At 59.3% G+C, this 18,865-nt stretch carries 8 protein-coding genes, 1 tRNA gene and 1 riboswitch; of the genes, 6 read left to right on the forward strand and 3 right to left on the reverse strand.

Annotation, left to right across the window (positions count from 1 at the left end):
* Position 1: 1 nt before the first annotated feature.
* Positions 2-436 carry a 6,7-dimethyl-8-ribityllumazine synthase gene (locus tag QEZ52_RS01990; RefSeq protein ID WP_406647540.1) on the reverse strand — a complete coding sequence of 145 codons (435 nt, stop codon included), beginning with the start codon at positions 434-436 and terminating at the stop codon, positions 2-4.
* Between the two features lie 78 nt (positions 437-514).
* Positions 515-666: riboswitch (FMN riboswitch) on the reverse strand.
* Positions 667-861: 195 nt separating this feature from the next.
* Between QEZ52_RS01990 and QEZ52_RS01995 the strand changes: the two genes are divergently transcribed.
* The 4 genes from QEZ52_RS01995 to QEZ52_RS02010 all read left to right on the forward strand — a co-directional run bounded on the left by QEZ52_RS01995 (position 862) and on the right by QEZ52_RS02010 (position 4,387).
* Positions 862-1,464, forward strand: a complete 603-nt coding sequence (locus QEZ52_RS01995) for a glutathione S-transferase (protein WP_406647542.1) — start codon at positions 862-864, stop codon at positions 1,462-1,464.
* 211 nt (positions 1,465-1,675) lie between these two features.
* A complete protein-coding gene (gene petA, locus QEZ52_RS02000; protein WP_406647544.1) occupies positions 1,676-2,236 on the forward strand; it encodes a ubiquinol-cytochrome c reductase iron-sulfur subunit in 561 nt (186 codons plus the stop codon).
* 12 nt (positions 2,237-2,248) lie between these two features.
* Positions 2,249-3,577 carry a cytochrome b gene (petB, locus tag QEZ52_RS02005; RefSeq protein WP_406647546.1) on the forward strand — a complete coding sequence of 443 codons (1,329 nt, stop codon included), beginning with the start codon at positions 2,249-2,251 and terminating at the stop codon, positions 3,575-3,577.
* A 15-nt stretch (positions 3,578-3,592) separates the two neighbouring features.
* Positions 3,593-4,387: a cytochrome c1 gene (locus QEZ52_RS02010; RefSeq protein ID WP_406647548.1), complete on the forward strand. Its 795-nt coding sequence runs from the start codon at positions 3,593-3,595 to the stop codon at positions 4,385-4,387.
* Positions 4,388-4,558: 171 nt separating this feature from the next.
* Here QEZ52_RS02010 and mtaB read toward each other — a convergent pair whose 3' ends face one another.
* Together mtaB and dapF are read right to left on the reverse strand one after the other, a co-directional pair.
* Positions 4,559-5,821 carry a tRNA (N(6)-L-threonylcarbamoyladenosine(37)-C(2))-methylthiotransferase MtaB gene (gene mtaB, locus QEZ52_RS02015; RefSeq protein WP_406647550.1) on the reverse strand — a complete coding sequence of 421 codons (1,263 nt, stop codon included), beginning with the start codon at positions 5,819-5,821 and terminating at the stop codon, positions 4,559-4,561.
* Positions 5,821-6,675, reverse strand: coding sequence for a diaminopimelate epimerase (gene dapF, locus QEZ52_RS02020; protein ID WP_406647553.1), 855 nt, complete (start codon positions 6,673-6,675; stop codon positions 5,821-5,823). The genes mtaB and dapF overlap by 1 nt, the downstream gene beginning before the upstream one ends.
* A 106-nt stretch (positions 6,676-6,781) precedes the next feature.
* On the opposite strand from dapF, the gene QEZ52_RS02025 reads away from it, so the two are divergent.
* Both QEZ52_RS02025 and QEZ52_RS02030 read left to right on the forward strand, forming a co-directional pair.
* Positions 6,782-6,857, forward strand: a tRNA-Lys gene (locus QEZ52_RS02025).
* 570 nt (positions 6,858-7,427) lie between these two features.
* A complete protein-coding gene (locus QEZ52_RS02030) occupies positions 7,428-18,647 on the forward strand; it encodes a tandem-95 repeat protein (protein ID WP_406647555.1) in 11,220 nt (3,739 codons plus the stop codon).
* Positions 18,648-18,865 lie beyond the last annotated feature (218 nt).

Raw genomic sequence — 18,865 nt, forward strand, 5'->3', positions numbered from 1 at the left:
GTCAGGCTGCAAGAGCCGCACGGGTTTTGCCGATCTGTAGCGCGGCCTGGGCGGCTTCACGGCCCTTGTCCACAAAATGTTCGCGGTAGATCGCGTTGTGGTGATCAGTTTCCTGATAATGGTGCGGGGTCAGCGAGACCGAAAGCACCGGAACCCCGGTGTCCAGTCCGGCGCGCATCAATCCGTCGACGACAGCCTGGGCCACGAAATCATGACGATAGATGCCGCCATCAACGACAAAGGCGGCGCAGGCCACGGCGCCATAGCGTCCGGTCGCGGCCAGATCCCGCGCCACCAGCGGCATTTCGAACGCGCCGGGGACGTCATAGACATCGACCTGATCGGCGGGGATGAGTTCGCAGAACCCCTCCAATGCGCGATCGACAATATCGGCGTGCCATTGCGCCTTGATGAAAGCATAGCGGGTGTGTGTCATAGTGATCTCCTTTGGTTACAGACACGGCACCCAAGGCGATCACGAACGTCCAGACACACCGATGGCGTGATCTGATCCGCACGTTCTCTTCCATCCGGACTTTCACCGTCGGCTCTGGCCTCTCACCAGATCTGCTGACACTCCCAATGACCGGGAGCCGCTCGCGGGCTGGCAGGATCAATGCCCTGCATACCGCCGGTGGGGAATTTCACCCCGCCCTGAGAACAGACCGGACATTGGCCATGATTGCGATGATTTTCAAGCGTTGAGTGTTGCGGGTCTGAAAAAATTCGGGGCGTGACAAAAATCAGGGGCCTGACAAAAATCAAGGACCAAAGGAGGGTCAAGCGATCATCTTTGCGACCCAATGCCCTTTCCAAATGCGATCGAGTACTTACCTTGGGTCGCAACAGGAGGAGAAAGACATGAAGCTATATTATGCCGGGGCGTCGCCCTTTGTGCGCAAGGTTGTGGTTCTGCTGCACGAAACCGGTCAGCTGGATGATGTCGAGATTGTCGATGTGGCCACCTCGCCGGTTGCCCCCAGCGCAGATGTCAGTGCCTCGAATCCACTGTCCAAGATCCCGGCGCTGGAGCGGGGCGACGGGCCGACATTGTACGACAGCCGGGTGATCTGTGAATATCTGGACGACCGTGCGGGCGGCAAGCTGTACGCCGGTGGTTGGGACACAAAAATTCTGGAGGCGACCGCTGACGGGATCATGGATGCGGCTGTTTTGTTGTCGTATGAAAAACGCCTGCGCCCCGAAGAAAAACGCTGGCCCGAATGGATTGACGGCCAATTGGGCAAGGTTCTGGGCGGATGTGCGGCGTTGAACGCGCGGTGGATGCCCCATTTGCGCGGCCCGCTGAATATTGGTCAGATTGGCGTGGCCTGTGCGCTTGGCTACGTTGACTTTCGGCATCCGGATTCTGGCTGGCGCACCGGAAATGAAGCCCTTGCCGATTGGTTTGCGGCGTTCGAATCGCGCCCCAGCATGGAGGCCACGCGACCGCCTGAAAGCTGATAATTAGCCGACCCTCTCCCAATTCCGGTGATTTCGCCTGGGCAACTGTGTCCGGTACGTTACATAAATATGTATCTGCGACTTCATGCGCACGCATGAAGTCTGGACGAATGCATTTTGCGTCGATAGATACGCGCCTTGAGTCACCGCAAAACCAGCGGTGCATGCGCATGTTTGCCCTTAAGCGGGCGCTGGAATTGGAGAAAACCTCGTGTCCCACGCAGAAGACCACGAAGGAACCCGGAGAGATTTCCTCTACTACGCCACTGCCGGCGCCGGGGCAGTGACCGCGGGTGCCGCCGTATGGCCCCTGGTCAACCAGATGAACCCCTCGGCCGACGTCAAGGCGCTGTCCTCGATCCTGGTGGACGTCAGTGATGTAGAGATCGGAACACAGATCAGTGTCATGTTCCTGGGCAAGCCGGTGTTCGTTCGCCGTCGCAGCCAGGAAGAAATTGATGACGCCCGTTCAGTCGAGCTGTCCGAGCTGATTGACCAATCATCGGAAAACCCCAACAAACCCGGCACCGATGCTGCCGATGCCAACCGCACACTGGATGATGCGGGTGAATGGCTGGTGATGATGGGTGTTTGTACCCACCTGGGCTGTGTGCCTCTGGGTGATGGCGCAGGTGATTTCCACGGTTGGTTCTGCCCGTGCCACGGGTCGCATTATGACACCGCAGGCCGGATCCGCAAAGGCCCCGCACCTGAGAACCTGCACGTGCCGGTGGCTGAATTCACCGACGCAACAACGATCAAACTGGGATAAGGAAGCGCGCTCATGTCCGGAATTCCGCACGATCATTATGAACCAAAGACGGGCGCAGAGAAGTGGCTGCACAGCCGCCTGCCCATCGTTGGTCTGATCTACGACACAATCATGATCCCGACCCCCAAGAACCTGAATTGGTGGTGGATCTGGGGCATCGTTCTGGCGTTCTGCCTGGCCCTGCAAATCGTTACCGGTATCGTTCTGGTGATGCATTACACCCCGCATGTTGATCTGGCGTTCGCCAGCATCGAACACATCATGCGCAACGTGAATGGCGGCCATATGCTGCGGTACCTGCACATGAACGGCGCGTCGCTGTTCTTTGTTGCGGTATACATCCACATCTTCCGAGGTCTGTTCTACGGCTCCTACAAGGCCCCGCGTGAGATCACGTGGATCGTCGGCATGCTGATCTATTTGATGATGATGGGCACCGCATTCATGGGGTATGTGTTGCCTTGGGGTCAGATGTCCTTTTGGGGTGCGACCGTCATCACCGGCCTGTTTGGTGCCATTCCGTTCATCGGCGAACCGATCCAGACCTGGCTGCTGGGCGGGCCCGCTGTTGGCAACGCCACGCTGAACCGTTTCTTCTCGCTGCACTATCTGCTGCCGTTTGTGATTGCCGCCCTGGTCGTGGTTCACATCTGGGCCTTCCACACCACAGGCAACAACAACCCGTCGGGTGTTGATGTCCGCAAGGGATCGAAGGAAGAAGCCAAGAAAGACACGCTGCCGTTCTGGCCCTACTTTGTGATCAAGGACTTCTTTGGTCTGGCCGTTGTTCTGGTTATTTTCTGGGCGATTGTCGGCTATATGCCCAACTACTTGGGTCACCCCGACAACTACATCGAAGCCAACCCGCTGGTGACACCTGCGCATATCGTTCCAGAATGGTACTTCCTGCCGTTCTACGCGATCCTGCGTGCCTTCACTTCGGAAGTCTGGGTTGTTCAGTTCGCGTCCTTCGTGACCGGTGGCATCGTCGACGCCAAGTTCTTTGGTGTGCTGGCCATGTTTGGCGCGATCGCGGTGATGGCTCTGGTGCCATGGCTGGATACCAGCCGGGTGCGTTCGGGGACCTATCGTCCGATGTTCAAATGGTGGTTCTACCTGCTGATCGTCGACTTCTTTGCCCTGATGTGGCTGGGTGCGATGCCTGCTGAAGAGCCCTATGCTTCGTTCTCGCTGATCGCTTCGGCCTATTGGTTCGGTTACTTCCTGGTCATTCTGCCCATCCTGGGTGTGATCGAAAAGCCGGACGCACAGCCCGCGACCATCGAAGAAGACTTCAACGCGCATTATGGCAAGGCGTCTGACGCTTCGCCCGCCGAATAAGAGGGACCGAAACCCATGTTCAAGAAACTTGCAATCGGTGCTGCCTTTGCTCTGGCGATTGCCCCTGTCGCGTCCAACGCGGCAGGTGGTGGCGACCAGCACATCGAGGACTTTGCGTTCTCGTTCGAAGGCCCGTTCGGCACCTACGACCAAAACCAGCTGCAGCGCGGTCTGCAGATCTATACCGAAGTCTGCGCAGCCTGCCATGGCCTCAAGCAGGTTCCGATCCGGACCCTGTCTGACGAAGGCGGCCCGCATATGGCCGAAGATCAGGTGCGCGCCTATGCAGCTGAAAACTTCTCGGTGTTTGATGCAGAGCTGGATGATGATCGCCCGGCAAAGCCGGTTGACCACTTCCCGGCCAACACGGCAGCGGGTGCGCCCGACCTGTCGATGATGGCCAAGGCCCGTGCCGGGTTCCACGGCCCCTATGGGTTGGGTATCAACCAGTTCGTCAAAGGTATGGGTGGTGCTGAATACATTGCATCGCTGCTGGACGGTTACACTGGCGAAGAAAAGGAAGAGGCAGGCACTCTCTTTTACGAAAACACTGCCTTTCCTGGTGGCTGGATTTCGATGGCACCGCCGCTGTTCGACGAACAAGTCGAATTCGCCGATGGTCATGCTAATGATGTGCATAACATGTCCCAGGACGTCGCGGCGTTCCTGATGTGGACTGCCGAGCCCAAGATGATGGCCCGCAAGCAGGCTGGATTTGTTGGCGTTCTGTTCCTGACGATCCTGTCTGTTATGCTGTATCTGACCAACAAGCGCATCTGGGCCCCCCACAAGAGCAAGACGCGCGACTGATCGCTGATCAATCCGTCAGTACATTGAATATCAAAGCCCCTGCCAGATCATCTGGTGGGGGCTTTTCTTGTTTGGTTTTCTATTGGGGGCGTTGCCCCCTCTGCCTCTGCGAGGCATTCACCCCCAAGGTATTTGAAACCAGAAAGAAGCAGCAAGCTGCCGAACGGGAGATCAGGCGGAGAGCCGGGTCTCGGTCACACCGATGATCTGGGCGGTCACGATGCTGCCCTCGCGCTGGGGCTGTGCAAATGTGACTTCGGTGAATTGTTCAGTCCGACCCATATGGGGGTTTTCCATCAGAATGTGATGGGTTTTGCCGATCTGGTCGGCCAGATGAGCCTGAACCTGTGCGTCCCCTGCAGCCCGCAAACGGGCGGCGCGTTGCTTGATCACATTGCCATTGATCTGGTTGGGGATTTTAGCCGCCGGCGTGCCATCCCGTTTGGAATAGGGGAATACGTGCAGCCAGGTCAGATCACAATCCGTGACCAGTTTCAGCGAGTTTTCAAAATGCGCATCGGTTTCGGTCGGGAAACCCGCGATGATATCAGCGCCAAAGGTCATGTCCGGTCGCAGTCGGCGGGCGTCTTCCGCAAAGCGGATTGCGTCGTCGCGCAAATGCCGCCGTTTCATCCGTTTGAGGATCAGGTCATCGCCGTGTTGCAGGGACAAATGCAGATGCGGCATAAGGCGCGTTTCTGTTGCGATGGCTTGCATGAGGTTCTCGTCTACTTCGATCGAGTCGATCGACGAGATCCGCAGGCGCGGCAGGTCTGGCACCAGTTTGAGAATCCGCATCACCAGGTCGCCCAGTTTGGGCTGTGCCGGTAGATCTGCCCCCCACGAGGTCAAGTCGACCCCGGTCAGCACAACTTCGTTGTAGCCTTTGTCCACCAGCCGTTTGATCTGATCGACAACGACACCTGCCGGGACCGAGCGTGAATTGCCGCGGCCATAAGGAATGATGCAGAACGTACACCGATGATCACAGCCGTTTTGAACCTGCACATAGGCGCGCGACCGCGTACCAAACCCGTCGATCAGGTGGCCGGCGGTTTCGGAAACGGACATGATGTCATCCACCTGGACCCGTTCGGTCTGGCCAATGAAATCTGCGGCCATGTTCTGCCAGGTGCCGGGTTGCATTTTTTCGGTGTTGCCGATGACAGTGTCGACTTCGTCCATGGCCGCAAAAGTTTCGGGTTCGGTCTGGGCGGCGCATCCGGTCACGATAATCCGCGCATCCGGGTTCTCGCGGCGCAGTTTTCGAATTTCCTGACGCGCCTTACGAACGGCTTCGGCGGTGACCGCGCAGGTGTTGATCACCACGGCATTGTCCAACCCGGCCTGTTGTGACAGCTCTTTCATCGCCTCGGTTTCATAGGCGTTAAGACGACACCCGAGGGTCGTGAACTGGGGTGGTTTCGAGATCATCAAACAGAGTCCAGAAATTCACGGGTAAGAATGCCATCAAACACGTGGGTTGCGGTGCCGGTCATCCAAATCCCGTCCTCGCGCCAATCGATCTCCAATGGCCCCCCATCCAGATGCACTGTGATCTTGCGCTCTGTCAGGCCCTTGAGATGGGCCGCGACGGCCGCAGCGCAGGCACCGGATCCACAGGCAAGAGTGATCATGCCGCCCCGCTCCCAGACCCGCATACGGATTGCGTTGCGGTCGATGACATGGATGAATTCGACGTTGGTCCGTTCCGGGTACAGCGCGTGGTGCTCCAGGTTTGGTCCAACGGTTTTCAGGTCGACAGATTCGGCATCCCGGACCACGAAAACCATATGCGGGTTGCCCATGCCGACCGCGACGGGAGAGCCTGGGAGTGGCAGGTTCATCAGATCCTCGACCGGCCCCGCCAGGGGGATCTGGTCCCATGCCAATTGCGGCAGGCCCATATTCACGCTGAAGATATTGTCACCCAAAGACCTGGCTTGCAGCACCGCATGATCGGTTTTGAACGACATGTCGGATTTTCCGGTCTCTTCGGAAATCAGGCGTGCGATACAACGGCTTGCGTTGCCACAGGCCCCGGCCCGCGACCCATCCGAGTTCCAGAATTCGACGTCCAGATCGGCGACATCCGAGTCGCGCAAGACAACCAACTGGTCGAAGCCAACACCAAAAGCGCGATGTCCGATCGCCCGCGCCAATGCATGGGTGATCAGATCCGGCGCACTGCGCGCATCGACAATAACAAAGTCATTGCCCAGCCCGTGCATCTTGCGAAATGGCAAGCCCGAGGTCGCTTTGCGAGTGGTATTTGATCCGTTGTTCATAGGCCTCATATAGTTCAGCGAGAAAAATCTATCCAGAGGTCGATTTCTTTGATTTTGGGCCTTGACCGCTATGCACTGTGGGCATAGTAACCGCGCCACAGAGTGTGGGCCGTTAGCTCAGTTGGTAGAGCAACTGACTTTTAATCAGTGGGTCGCAGGTTCGAATCCTGCACGGCTCACCACTGAAATCCTTTAAATATAGACTACTTAGCCTCATTTTTGGCACCCTTGAGATGTATGGTAAGCCCATACTGAGGGCTTAGTCTGCATGTTTGAAATTCAAGCGTCTTTACGCTGATTCAGCGATGTTCTGGCTTTGGCGGCCACATCACTCTTGTAGAGCTTGGTGTGCCTTTGGGTTTTGTCATCGTCTTTGCCTGCTCATCACTGTGCGCGTAGCTCTCACAGATCGCCGGATTTGGAGGCTCAAGAATGCTATGGATATCCGCGGGGCAATGGGCGTTTTGGGTCCGCCATCTCGGCCTGGGGTCGTCCGGTGTTCTTTGTCAGGCAATGGCCGAACGGATGGTGCGAATTCTGGCGCTGTCGTGGCAAAACCCCCAGCGGGTCGATCCCGGTGTGTTGTCCGATCGCTGTTCCGCTCTTCGTCCGGGTGCGGCCTGTTGCTGTTCGGACACGTGGATTTGAACATTGCAACCACAGCTGTCGACAACAGCAGTTGCGCCGTTCCGTGGCGAACGTTAGCATCGCGGAAAACCATGTGTATTCAGTGAATTTTAGGAGAGTTTAACATGACCGAATTGAATGCTGGCGGCGTCGCCATTCTTGGCTTCAATGGTGACGGCTCCAACGATTTTTCGTTCGTGTTGATGTCTGATGTTGCTGCTGGCACCGTCATTTACTTTACCGACGCAGGTACAAACAGCGGCAGCAATCAGTTTCTCGACAATGGGATTGATGGGGTAAAGGCCTGGACGGCCTCTGTGGACTATGCGGCGGGGACCGTCGTGAATTCGGTGACAGGCCCGCATGTTAGTGAGTTTGCCGACCCGTTCATTTTGGGCGATTTCTCGCTGTTTGGGGCATTGAACCTGGCTGGCAAGGTTGCTGGTGGTGATCAATTGTTCGCCTTTCAGGCAACCGGGACGGAGTTGGCACCTGGGGTCATTGAGGCGGATTCCGTCAATTTTCTGTTTGCGATTCAATCCAATTCGACCAATTTTCAGGGCTCTACAAGCGATGGTGGAGCCTCGGACGGAGACCCCAGCGATCCTAACCAGTCCGGCGTGCCGCTGGGGCTGACCGAGGGCGATACCGCGTTGGCCTTGGGGGCCGGTTCGGATCCCGAAGATCCGACAGGTAACCTGGTCTATTCCGGTCCGACCACAGGAACCCGTGCAGGTTTGTTGGCCGCAATTGCGGACGAGTCGAACTGGACCAAATCCGATACACCGCAGACCCAGCTGACAGCCGCATTTACTATTACGGACGCGGCTGCGAATGCCGATCCGGTTGTCAGCATCCCTGCGGTAATCCCGACCACGGCGCATCATTTTGAAACGGATGAAGACACCGTTGTGAACGTGACGGGGGTGTCCGTTTCTGATGCCGAAGGCGACGCAGTCACGGTGATCCTGACGGCAGATGGCACCATCACCGTCGCCAATTCGGGGACCGTGACAGACAATGGATCAAACAGTGTAACGGTGACGGGCAGTGTCGCAGAGGTGAATACGGCACTGGCCGGTTTGACTTATCTGCCATCATTCGAATTCAGCGGTGACGAAGTCATCACCATCAAGGCGTTTGATGATCTTCTGTCCTTTACGCAGGAGCGTATCACTGTTCAGGTGGCACCGGTCGATGATCCGACCGCGATTGGTGATATACCGTCCAGTTTGGATTTCACGTCTGCTGAATTGCTTTCCGGCGCGCAATTGCTTTTTGACGATGTTGGCGGCGACGTCCCGGTTGCAACGGTCACAGACCCTGACACGATCCTCTTTGGGGGCGGTCGTATCGAGGTTACCTATTCCAGTGGCGGAGTGCCAAGCGATCAGCTTTCGGTGCGAGATGTGAGTTTTATTGTTCCGGGAACAACCACCAGACTCGGAATTGAAATTGTCGAGCCTGTTCAGCCGGCCCCACCCGCAGCTCAGTTGCCGACTGAGATTTTCAGCACTGTCAGCCTCGGTCCAGACTCGGAGGGCCGGGCCAAAATCGGCGAAATTCGCGTTGGCAACGATGGTAGCAATGGATCATCTCTGATTATTGATTTGGTTGGCACAGTTCATGCTGCTGCTATCGAAGACATTTTGCTGGCATTGGAATTCGGCAGCTCGATGCCAGGGGCAGGCACCCGAACAATCGACATCACGGTGTACGATGCCGCCGACAATGCGTCCAACACAACCAGCACGGATGTTTCGATTACTGTCGCCAATGCTGTCCCGGTTCTGGATGGGCTTGAATCAGTCGTGGAACTGGACGTTGCCACCCTGGGAACACCGCAGCATTTCATCGATACGGCGCTGGATGTCATTGATCCGGATTCGAACGATTTCGACGGTGGATCGGTGCGCATCGAATTCACCAGCCTGCGCGATGGCGAAGGCGATTTCCTGGTTGGCGACGAATTCTTTGGTATTGCCGATTTGGGCGATATCACCGTGGTCGGGACTGCGGTGTTCCATCTGGGCAATCAGATCGGCACCATTACCGGTGATGGCACTGGCGGAACGCCCTTTGTTGTCGACCTGGCAGGAGCGAACGCAACCCCGGATGCTGTCGAGGCGCTGATCGAGGCGCTGACATATACCAATATTGCAGGCACGCCTGAAACCACACGTGGCGTTGATCTGACAGTATCCGATGGAGATGGCGGCACGACCGATCCCCAGTCTTTCCGGATCGAAGCCATTACCCCGCCGCCGCCGCCGCCGCCAGCCGACTTTACCATCACCTATACTGAAAACGACCCGATCCAGGTGATCGATGACGAGGCTCAGATTTCGGTGCCGACCTTTACGCCGGATGATTTTGTCAACCTGACGGTCACGATCACGGGTGGCGGTGTAACAACCGAAGACGTGTTGACAGCGGCCTCGGGCGTTTCAGGTGTAACACCAGTTTATAGTGGCTCGACAATAACAAGTGTAAGCGTTTCTGTCGGAGGCGTATCAGCTCTTTTTTATGCTTCGGGTGGGTCCAATGGCACTCCACTTGTTCTTACCCCGAGTTTTGCAGGGTTTTTTGGCTTTTTCGGCGAAACAGTCGAACACGTCCAATTGCTCAGCCAGGCCCTTGGCTATGTGAACACCAGCGACGATCCGACCGATGCGAACCGGACAGTTACCGTTGATCTCGACACCGGGGCAGGTGCTGTGACCTTGAACACGTTCACGGTTGACGTTGACCCGGTGGCCGATGCCCCGGTTATTTCGGATCTGGCGACGCAGGTTGATCTGCTTTTCGCCAATGTTTCTGGCGCATCCGCTTTCATTGATACGTCCATCACCGTCACCGATGCTGACACAACCAATTTCAATGGCAGCAAGCTGACCGTAGAACATACCGGTGCAGCCCCGGCAGGCGATCAGCTGACCGTCGAAGATCTGGGTGCGGTCACTGTATCAGGGTCAACGATTTCCCATACGGGTACTGCTGTTGCCACCATCACCGGCGGCAGCAATGGGTCGGCGCTTGTCATTGATTTCACTGGAGCAACCGTCAGCGCTGCTATGGTCGATGAGATTATGGAGGCCATTTCGTTTGAAACGACCGATCTCGATCCCGCGCTATCACGAACGCTCCGGTACACGCTGGAAAATGCTGAGGCCGGAACTGCTGGCTCGGCACCAGTAACAATCAACATCACCGGGCCCGGCGCCAACCAGGCACCGGAAATTGCCACCCCGGATCCGATATTTGGCGTGAACCGCAGCGATCTGCTGGACACGCCACAGGCCGTTTTTGCGACTGTTTCAGTCACCGACAGCGATTCCGCGGATTTTGACGGCGGTTCGCTGACGATTTCCTATGTCGAGTCGCGTGTGCGGACAGAGAACCAGCTGAGCATTCTGGATGCCCCACCGTTTATTCTCGCTGGCGATCAGTTGTTTCACGCGCTCGGTAACCTCGGTACGATCGTGAGCGATGGCAGTGACGGCTCGCCTCTTCAGATCGACTTTACGTCGGCTTTGGTAACACCATCGATTGTTAACCAAATTCTGGACGCGGTTCGGTATCAGAATACCTCTCTGACGCCCGGAGCAAGTATAGATTTGACGGTCGAGCTCAGTGACGGAGACGGAGAAACCTCGCTCCCGGCGCAGGTAAGAGTTGACATTGTATTTGATGCGGTGGCCGTTGATGACACTGTCGCTGGCGTCGAAGATACTCAAACGGTCATTTCCTTTGCCGAACTGCTTGCAAATGACCCTGATGCGGACCCGGACGCCACAGTGACCGGCGTATCCGGCGCCGTAAACGGAACCGTGGCTATTTTTGGCGATACCGTCAGGTTCGATCCAACGGCTGAATTTTCCGGTGACGCATCCTTTACCTATGAAATCAGCAATGGCCAGTCCACGGATCAGGCCACGGTCACGGTGTCTGTTGCTGCGGTTAATGATGCCCCAACGGCGGTGACACTGACGCAGACGCTGAGCGACATTGACGAGAATTCGGACACCAGCAGCCGGATCCAGGTGGCGACGATTGCGGTGACGGATGATGCGCTGGGGGTCAATGACCTGGGGCTGAGCGGCGCGGATGCGGCCGAATTCGAGATCGACGGCGGGGTTCTGTACCTGCGGGCGGGCACCACGCTGAACTTTGAGGATCAGGACCAGTTCGACGTGACGGTGACGGTGGATGACACCAGCGTCGGCGCAACGCCGGATGCCCAGGCCAGCCTGAGCGTCGCGGTCAACGATGTGAACGAAGCGCCAACGGCGGTGACGCTGACGCAGACGCTGAGCGACATTGACGAGAATTCGGACACCAGCAGCCGGATCCAGGTGGCGACGATTGCGGTGACGGATGATGCGCTGGGGGTCAATGACCTGGGGCTGAGCGGCGCGGATGCGGCCGAATTCGAGATCGACGGCGGGGTTCTGTACCTGCGGGCGGGCACCACGCTGAACTTTGAGGATCAGGACCAGTTCGACGTGACGGTGACGGTGGATGACACCAGCGTCGGCGCAACGCCGGATGCCCAGGCCAGCCTGAGCGTCGCGGTCAACGATGTGAACGAAGCGCCAACGGCGGTGACGCTGACGCAGACGCTGAGCGACATTGACGAGAATTCGGACACCAGCAGCCGGATCCAGGTGGCGACGATTGCGGTGACGGATGATGCGCTGGGGGTCAATGACCTGGGGCTGAGCGGCGCGGATGCGGCCGAATTCGAGATCGACGGCGGGGTTCTGTACCTGCGGGCGGGCACCACGCTGAACTTTGAGGATCAGGACCAGTTCGACGTGACGGTGACGGTGGATGACACCAGCGTCGGCGCAACGCCGGATGCCCAGGCCAGCCTGAGCGTCGCGGTCAACGATGTGAACGAAGCGCCAACGGCGGTGACACTGACCCAGACGCTGAGCGACATTGACGAGAATTCGGACACCAGCAGCCGGATCCAGGTGGCGACGATTGCGGTGACGGATGATGCGCTGGGGGTCAATGACCTGGGGCTGAGCGGCGCGGATGCGGCCGAATTCGAGATCGACGGCGGGGTTCTGTACCTGCGGGCGGGCACCACGCTGAACTTTGAGGATCAGGACCAGTTCGACGTGACGGTGACGGTGGATGACACCAGCGTCGGCGCAACGCCGGATGCCCAGGCCAGCCTGAGCGTCGCGGTCAACGATGTGAACGAAGCGCCAACGGCGGTGACGCTGACGCAGACGCTGAGCGACATTGACGAGAATTCGGACACCAGCAGCCGGATCCAGGTGGCGACGATTGCGGTGACGGATGATGCGCTGGGGGTCAATGACCTGGGGCTGAGCGGCGCGGATGCGGCCGAATTCGAGATCGACGGCGGGGTTCTGTACCTGCGGGCGGGCACCACGCTGAACTTTGAGGATCAGGACCAGTTCGACGTGACGGTGACGGTGGATGACACCAGCGTCGGCGCAACGCCGGATGCCCAGGCCAGCCTGAGCGTCGCGGTCAACGATGTGAACGAAGCGCCAACGGCGGTGACGCTGACGCAGACGCTGAGCGACATTGACGAGAATTCGGACACCAGCAGCCGGATCCAGGTGGCGACGATTGCGGTGACGGATGATGCGCTGGGGGTCAATGACCTGGGGCTGAGCGGCGCGGATGCGGCCGAATTCGAGATCGACGGCGGGGTTCTGTACCTGCGGGCGGGCACCACGCTGAACTTTGAGGATCAGGACCAGTTCGACGTGACGGTGACGGTGGATGACACCAGCGTCGGCGCAACGCCGGATGCCCAGGCCAGCCTGAGCGTCGCGGTCAACGATGTGAACGAAGCGCCAACGGCGGTGACGCTGACGCAGACGCTGAGCGACATTGACGAGAATTCGGACACCAGCAGCCGGATCCAGGTGGCGACGATTGCGGTGACGGATGATGCGCTGGGGGTCAATGACCTGGGGCTGAGCGGCGCGGATGCGGCCGAATTCGAGATCGACGGCGGGGTTCTGTACCTGCGGGCGGGCACCACGCTGAACTTTGAGGATCAGGACCAGTTCGACGTGACGGTGACGGTGGATGACACCAGCGTCGGCGCAACGCCGGATGCCCAGGCCAGCCTGAGCGTCGCGGTCAACGATGTGAACGAAGCGCCAACGGCGGTGACGCTGACCCAGACGCTGAGCGACATTGACGAGAATTCGGACACCAGCAGCCGGATCCAGGTGGCGACGATTGCGGTGACGGATGATGCGCTGGGGGTCAATGACCTGGGGCTGAGCGGCGCGGATGCGGCCGAATTCGAGATCGACGGCGGGGTTCTGTACCTGCGGGCGGGCACCACGCTGAACTTTGAGGATCAGGACCAGTTCGACGTGACGGTGACGGTGGATGACACCAGCGTCGGCGCAACGCCGGATGCCCAGGCCAGCCTGAGCGTCGCGGTCAACGATGTGAACGAAGCGCCAACGGCGGTGACGCTGACGCAGACGCTGAGCGACATTGACGAGAATTCGGACACCAGCAGCCGGATCCAGGTGGCGACGATTGCGGTGACGGATGATGCGCTGGGGGTCAATGACCTGGGGCTGAGCGGCGCGGATGCGGCCGAATTCGAGATCGACGGCGGGGTTCTGTACCTGCGGGCGGGCACCACGCTGAACTTTGAGGATCAGGACCAGTTCGACGTGACGGTGACGGTGGATGACACCAGCGTCGGCGCAACGCCGGATGCCCAGGCCAGCCTGAGCGTCGCGGTCAACGATGTGAACGAAGCGCCAACGGCGGTGACACTGACGCAGACGCTGAGCGACATTGACGAGAATTCGGACACCAGCAGCCGGATCCAGGTGGCGACGATTGCGGTGACGGATGATGCGCTGGGGGTCAATGACCTGGGGCTGAGCGGCGCGGATGCGGCCGAATTCGAGATCGACGGCGGGGTTCTGTACCTGCGGGCGGGCACCACGCTGAACTTTGAGGATCAGGACCAGTTCGACGTGACGGTGACGGTGGATGACACCAGCGTCGGCGCAACGCCGGATGCCCAGGCCAGCCTGAGCGTCGCGGTCAACGATGTGAACGAAGCGCCAACGGCGGTGACGCTGACCCAGACGCTGAGCGACATTGACGAGAATTCGGACACCAGCAGCCGGATCCAGGTGGCGACGATTGCGGTGACGGATGATGCGCTGGGGGTCAATGACCTGGGGCTGAGCGGCGCGGATGCGGCCGAATTCGAGATCGACGGCGGGGTTCTGTACCTGCGGGCGGGCACCACGCTGAACTTTGAGGATCAGGACCAGTTCGACGTGACGGTGACGGTGGATGACACCAGCGTCGGCGCAACGCCGGATGCCCAGGCCAGCCTGAGCGTCGCGGTCAACGATGTGAACGAAGCGCCAACGGCGGTGACGCTGACGCAGACGCTGAGCGACATTGACGAGAATTCGGACACCAGCAGCCGGATCCAGGTGGCGACGATTGCGGTGACGGATGATGCGCTGGGGGTCAATGACCTGGGGCTGAGCGGCGCGGATGCGGCCGAATTCGAGATCGACGGCGGGGTTCTGTACCTGCGGGCGGGCACCACGCTGAACTTTGAGGATCAGGACCAGTTCGACGTGACGGTGACGGTGGATGACACCAGCGTCGGCGCAACGCCGGATGCCCAGGCCAGCCTGAGCGTCGCGGTCAACGATGTGAACGAAGCGCCAACGGCGGTGACACTGACGCAGACGCTGAGCGACATTGACGAGAATTCGGACACCAGCAGCCGGATCCAGGTGGCGACGATTGCGGTGACGGATGATGCGCTGGGGGTCAATGACCTGGGGCTGAGCGGCGCGGATGCGGCCGAATTCGAGATCGACGGCGGGGTTCTGTACCTGCGGGCGGGCACCACGCTGAACTTTGAGGATCAGGACCAGTTCGACGTGACGGTGACGGTGGATGACACCAGCGTCGGCGCAACGCCGGATGCCCAGGCCAGCCTGAGCGTCGCGGTCAACGATGTGAACGAAGCGCCAACGGCGGTGACGCTGACGCAGACGCTGAGCGACATTGACGAGAATTCGGACACCAGCAGCCGGATCCAGGTGGCGACGATTGCGGTGACGGATGATGCGCTGGGGGTCAATGACCTGGGGCTGAGCGGCGCGGATGCGGCCGAATTCGAGATCGACGGCGGGGTTCTGTACCTGCGGGCGGGCACCACGCTGAACTTTGAGGATCAGGACCAGTTCGACGTGACGGTGACGGTGGATGACACCAGCGTCGGCGCAACGCCGGATGCCCAGGCCAGCCTGAGCGTCGCGGTCAACGATGTGAACGAAGCGCCAACGGCGGTGACGCTGACCCAGACGCTGAGCGACATTGACGAGAATTCGGACACCAGCAGCCGGATCCAGGTGGCGACGATTGCGGTGACGGATGATGCGCTGGGGGTCAATGACCTGGGGCTGAGCGGCGCGGATGCGGCCGAATTCGAGATCGACGGCGGGGTTCTGTACCTGCGGGCGGGCACCACGCTGAACTTTGAGGATCAGGACCAGTTCGACGTGACGGTGACGGTGGATGACACCAGCGTCGGCGCAACGCCGGATGCCCAGGCCAGCCTGAGCGTCGCGGTCAACGATGTGAACGAAGCGCCAACGGCGGTGACGCTGACGCAGACGCTGAGCGACATTGACGAGAATTCGGACACCAGCAGCCGGATCCAGGTGGCGACGATTGCGGTGACGGATGATGCGCTGGGGGTCAATGACCTGGGGCTGAGCGGCGCGGATGCGGCCGAATTCGAGATCGACGGCGGGGTTCTGTACCTGCGGGCGGGCACCACGCTGAACTTTGAGGATCAGGACCAGTTCGACGTGACGGTGACGGTGGATGACACCAGCGTCGGCGCAACGCCGGATGCCCAGGCCAGCCTGAGCGTCGCGGTCAACGATGTGAACGAAGCGCCAACGGCGGTGACACTGACGCAGACGCTGAGCGACATTGACGAGAATTCGGACACCAGCAGCCGGATCCAGGTGGCGACGATTGCGGTGACGGATGATGCGCTGGGGGTCAATGACCTGGGGCTGAGCGGCGCGGATGCGGCCGAATTCGAGATCGACGGCGGGGTTCTGTACCTGCGGGCGGGCACCACGCTGAACTTTGAGGATCAGGACCAGTTCGACGTGACGGTGACGGTGGATGACACCAGCGTCGGCGCAACGCCGGATGCCCAGGCCAGCCTGAGCGTCGCGGTCAACGATGTGAACGAAGCGCCAACGGCGGTGACGCTGACCCAGACGCTGAGCGACATTGACGAGAATTCGGACACCAGCAGCCGGATCCAGGTGGCGACGATTGCGGTGACGGATGATGCGCTGGGGGTCAATGACCTGGGGCTGAGCGGCGCGGATGCGGCCGAATTCGAGATCGACGGCGGGGTTCTGTACCTGCGGGCGGGCACCACGCTGAACTTTGAGGATCAGGACCAGTTCGACGTGACGGTGACGGTGGATGACACCAGCGTCGGCGCAACGCCGGATGCCCAGGCCAGCCTGAGCGTCGCGGTCAACGATGTGAACGAAGCGCCAACGGCGGTGACGCTGACGCAGACGCTGAGCGACATTGACGAGAATTCGGACACCAGCAGCCGGATCCAGGTGGCGACGATTGCGGTGACGGATGATGCGCTGGGGGTCAATGACCTGGGGCTGAGCGGCGCGGATGCGGCCGAATTCGAGATCGACGGCGGGGTTCTGTACCTGCGGGCGGGCACCACGCTGAACTTTGAGGATCAGGACCAGTTCGACGTGACGGTGACGGTGGATGACACCAGCGTCGGCGCAACGCCGGATGCCCAGGCCAGCCTGAGCGTCGCGGTCAACGATGTGAACGAAGCGCCAACGGCGGTGACACTGACGCAGACGCTGAGCGACATTGACGAGAATTCGGACACCAGCAGCCGGATCCAGGTGGCGACGATTGCGGTGACGGATGATGCGCTGGGGGTCAATGACCTGGGGCTGAGCGGCGCGGATGCGGCCGAATTCGAGATCGACGGCGGGGTTCTGTACCTGCGGGCGGGCACCACGCTGAACTTTGAGGATCAGGACCAGTTCGACGTGACGGTGACGGTGGATGACACCAGCGTCGGCGCAACGCCGGATGCCCAGGCCAGCCTGAGCGTCGCGGTCAACGATGTGAACGAAGCGCCAAGCGGCTCTGTAGCCCTAACAGGGGTTGAAGCGGAAACATTTGTTCTGACCGCTGACGTGTCCGCCATTGAGGATCCCGAAGGGATTCTTGCTGGAAGCTTTGTTTATACCTGGTTCCGTGATCTAGTTGCGATTGCGGGAGCGACAGAGCAAACATACACCCTGACCGAGGCAGACGTGGGTTCGGAGATTTCGGTATCCGTGACCTTTACCGATTTGCTTGGCAAATCAGAGACCGGCGGGACCGCGGAGACGGATGTCATTACGGCGACCAATCAACTTTTGACCGGAACGCCGGACATGGACACCCTGACCGGCGGCGGCGGGGACGATACAGTTCTTGGCCTGGGCGAAAACGATCGGCTGTCAGGTTCCGGTGGCAATGACAGTATCGAAGGCGGTTCTGGAAATGATCTCATTGATGGTGACACGGGCCGCGATACCCTGGAGGGCGGTGATGGCGCAGACATCCTGCGCGGAGGCGAGGGCAATGACGAATTGGACGGTGGCACCGGATCTGACAGGATAAATGCCGGGGCGGGAGATGATTTTGTATTCTCGTTCTCGTCCAGTTCGGCGGACAGCGATCTTATCTTTGCAGGGTCAGGAGACGACACGGTGGTGTCTGGAAACGGACAAGACACGGTCTTTGGTATGGAAGGCGATGATCTGATTTCCGGAGGCGCCGGATCTGATTTCCTGGTGGGTCAAGACGGTGATGACGTTCTGAGCGGCGGTGCCAATCAGGATATTCTGTTCGGTGGCGATGGTGATGACTTCCTGAACGGTGGGTTTGCACACGATCTGCTGCATGGCGGAAGCGGCGCGGATCGGTTCTTTAGGTTTGATGGTCTGGGCCATGGTACGGATTGGATCGCTGACTATGACGCCAGCGAAGGCGACCTCTTGGTCTTTGCTGGACCTGCGGCCACAACATCAGACTTTACCGTATTCTTTACAAATGCGGTTGATGATCTGGGCATTCTCTCCGGCGATGACGCGATCGAGGAGGCATTTGTGCTCTACAATCCTACGGGTCAAAGGATCTTTACCCTGGTCGATGGAGCCAGCCAAACAGAGTTGATCTTGCGCGTTGCGACGACCGGAGAAGAGTTCGATCTGTTGGCCTAATGCGATCTCGGGCTGCGTGCTCTTTGGGCGCGCAGCCTTTTATGGCTGTATGAATATCGAAGATCGACTGACCTGGGTTTGAAACCCGGTTTTGCGATTGTGACGCTGCTGTCAGGATGCTGCTTCCTGAGGCGACCGAATGCGTACATCCCGCCTCTGTCGCACTTGGTGGTACCATATTGCAGAGTATCATCCTGGCCTGGTGACCAAACCACCGT

The sequence above is a fragment of the Aliisedimentitalea scapharcae genome (assembly GCF_045277565.1).
Taxonomy (GTDB): domain Bacteria; phylum Pseudomonadota; class Alphaproteobacteria; order Rhodobacterales; family Rhodobacteraceae; genus Aliisedimentitalea; species Aliisedimentitalea scapharcae.

Coding starts and splice junctions, on each gene's coding strand:
- QEZ52_RS01990 (WP_406647540.1), bottom strand. CDS start 436: ATGACACACACCCGCTATGCTTTCATCAAGGCGCAATGGCACGCCGAT.
- QEZ52_RS01995 (WP_406647542.1), top strand. CDS start 862: ATGAAGCTATATTATGCCGGGGCGTCGCCCTTTGTGCGCAAGGTTGTG.
- petB (WP_406647546.1), top strand. CDS start 2,249: ATGTCCGGAATTCCGCACGATCATTATGAACCAAAGACGGGCGCAGAG.
- QEZ52_RS02010 (WP_406647548.1), top strand. CDS start 3,593: ATGTTCAAGAAACTTGCAATCGGTGCTGCCTTTGCTCTGGCGATTGCC.
- mtaB (WP_406647550.1), bottom strand. CDS start 5,821: ATGATCTCGAAACCACCCCAGTTCACGACCCTCGGGTGTCGTCTTAAC.
- dapF (WP_406647553.1), bottom strand. CDS start 6,675: ATGAACAACGGATCAAATACCACTCGCAAAGCGACCTCGGGCTTGCCA.
- QEZ52_RS02030 (WP_406647555.1), top strand. CDS start 7,428: ATGACCGAATTGAATGCTGGCGGCGTCGCCATTCTTGGCTTCAATGGT.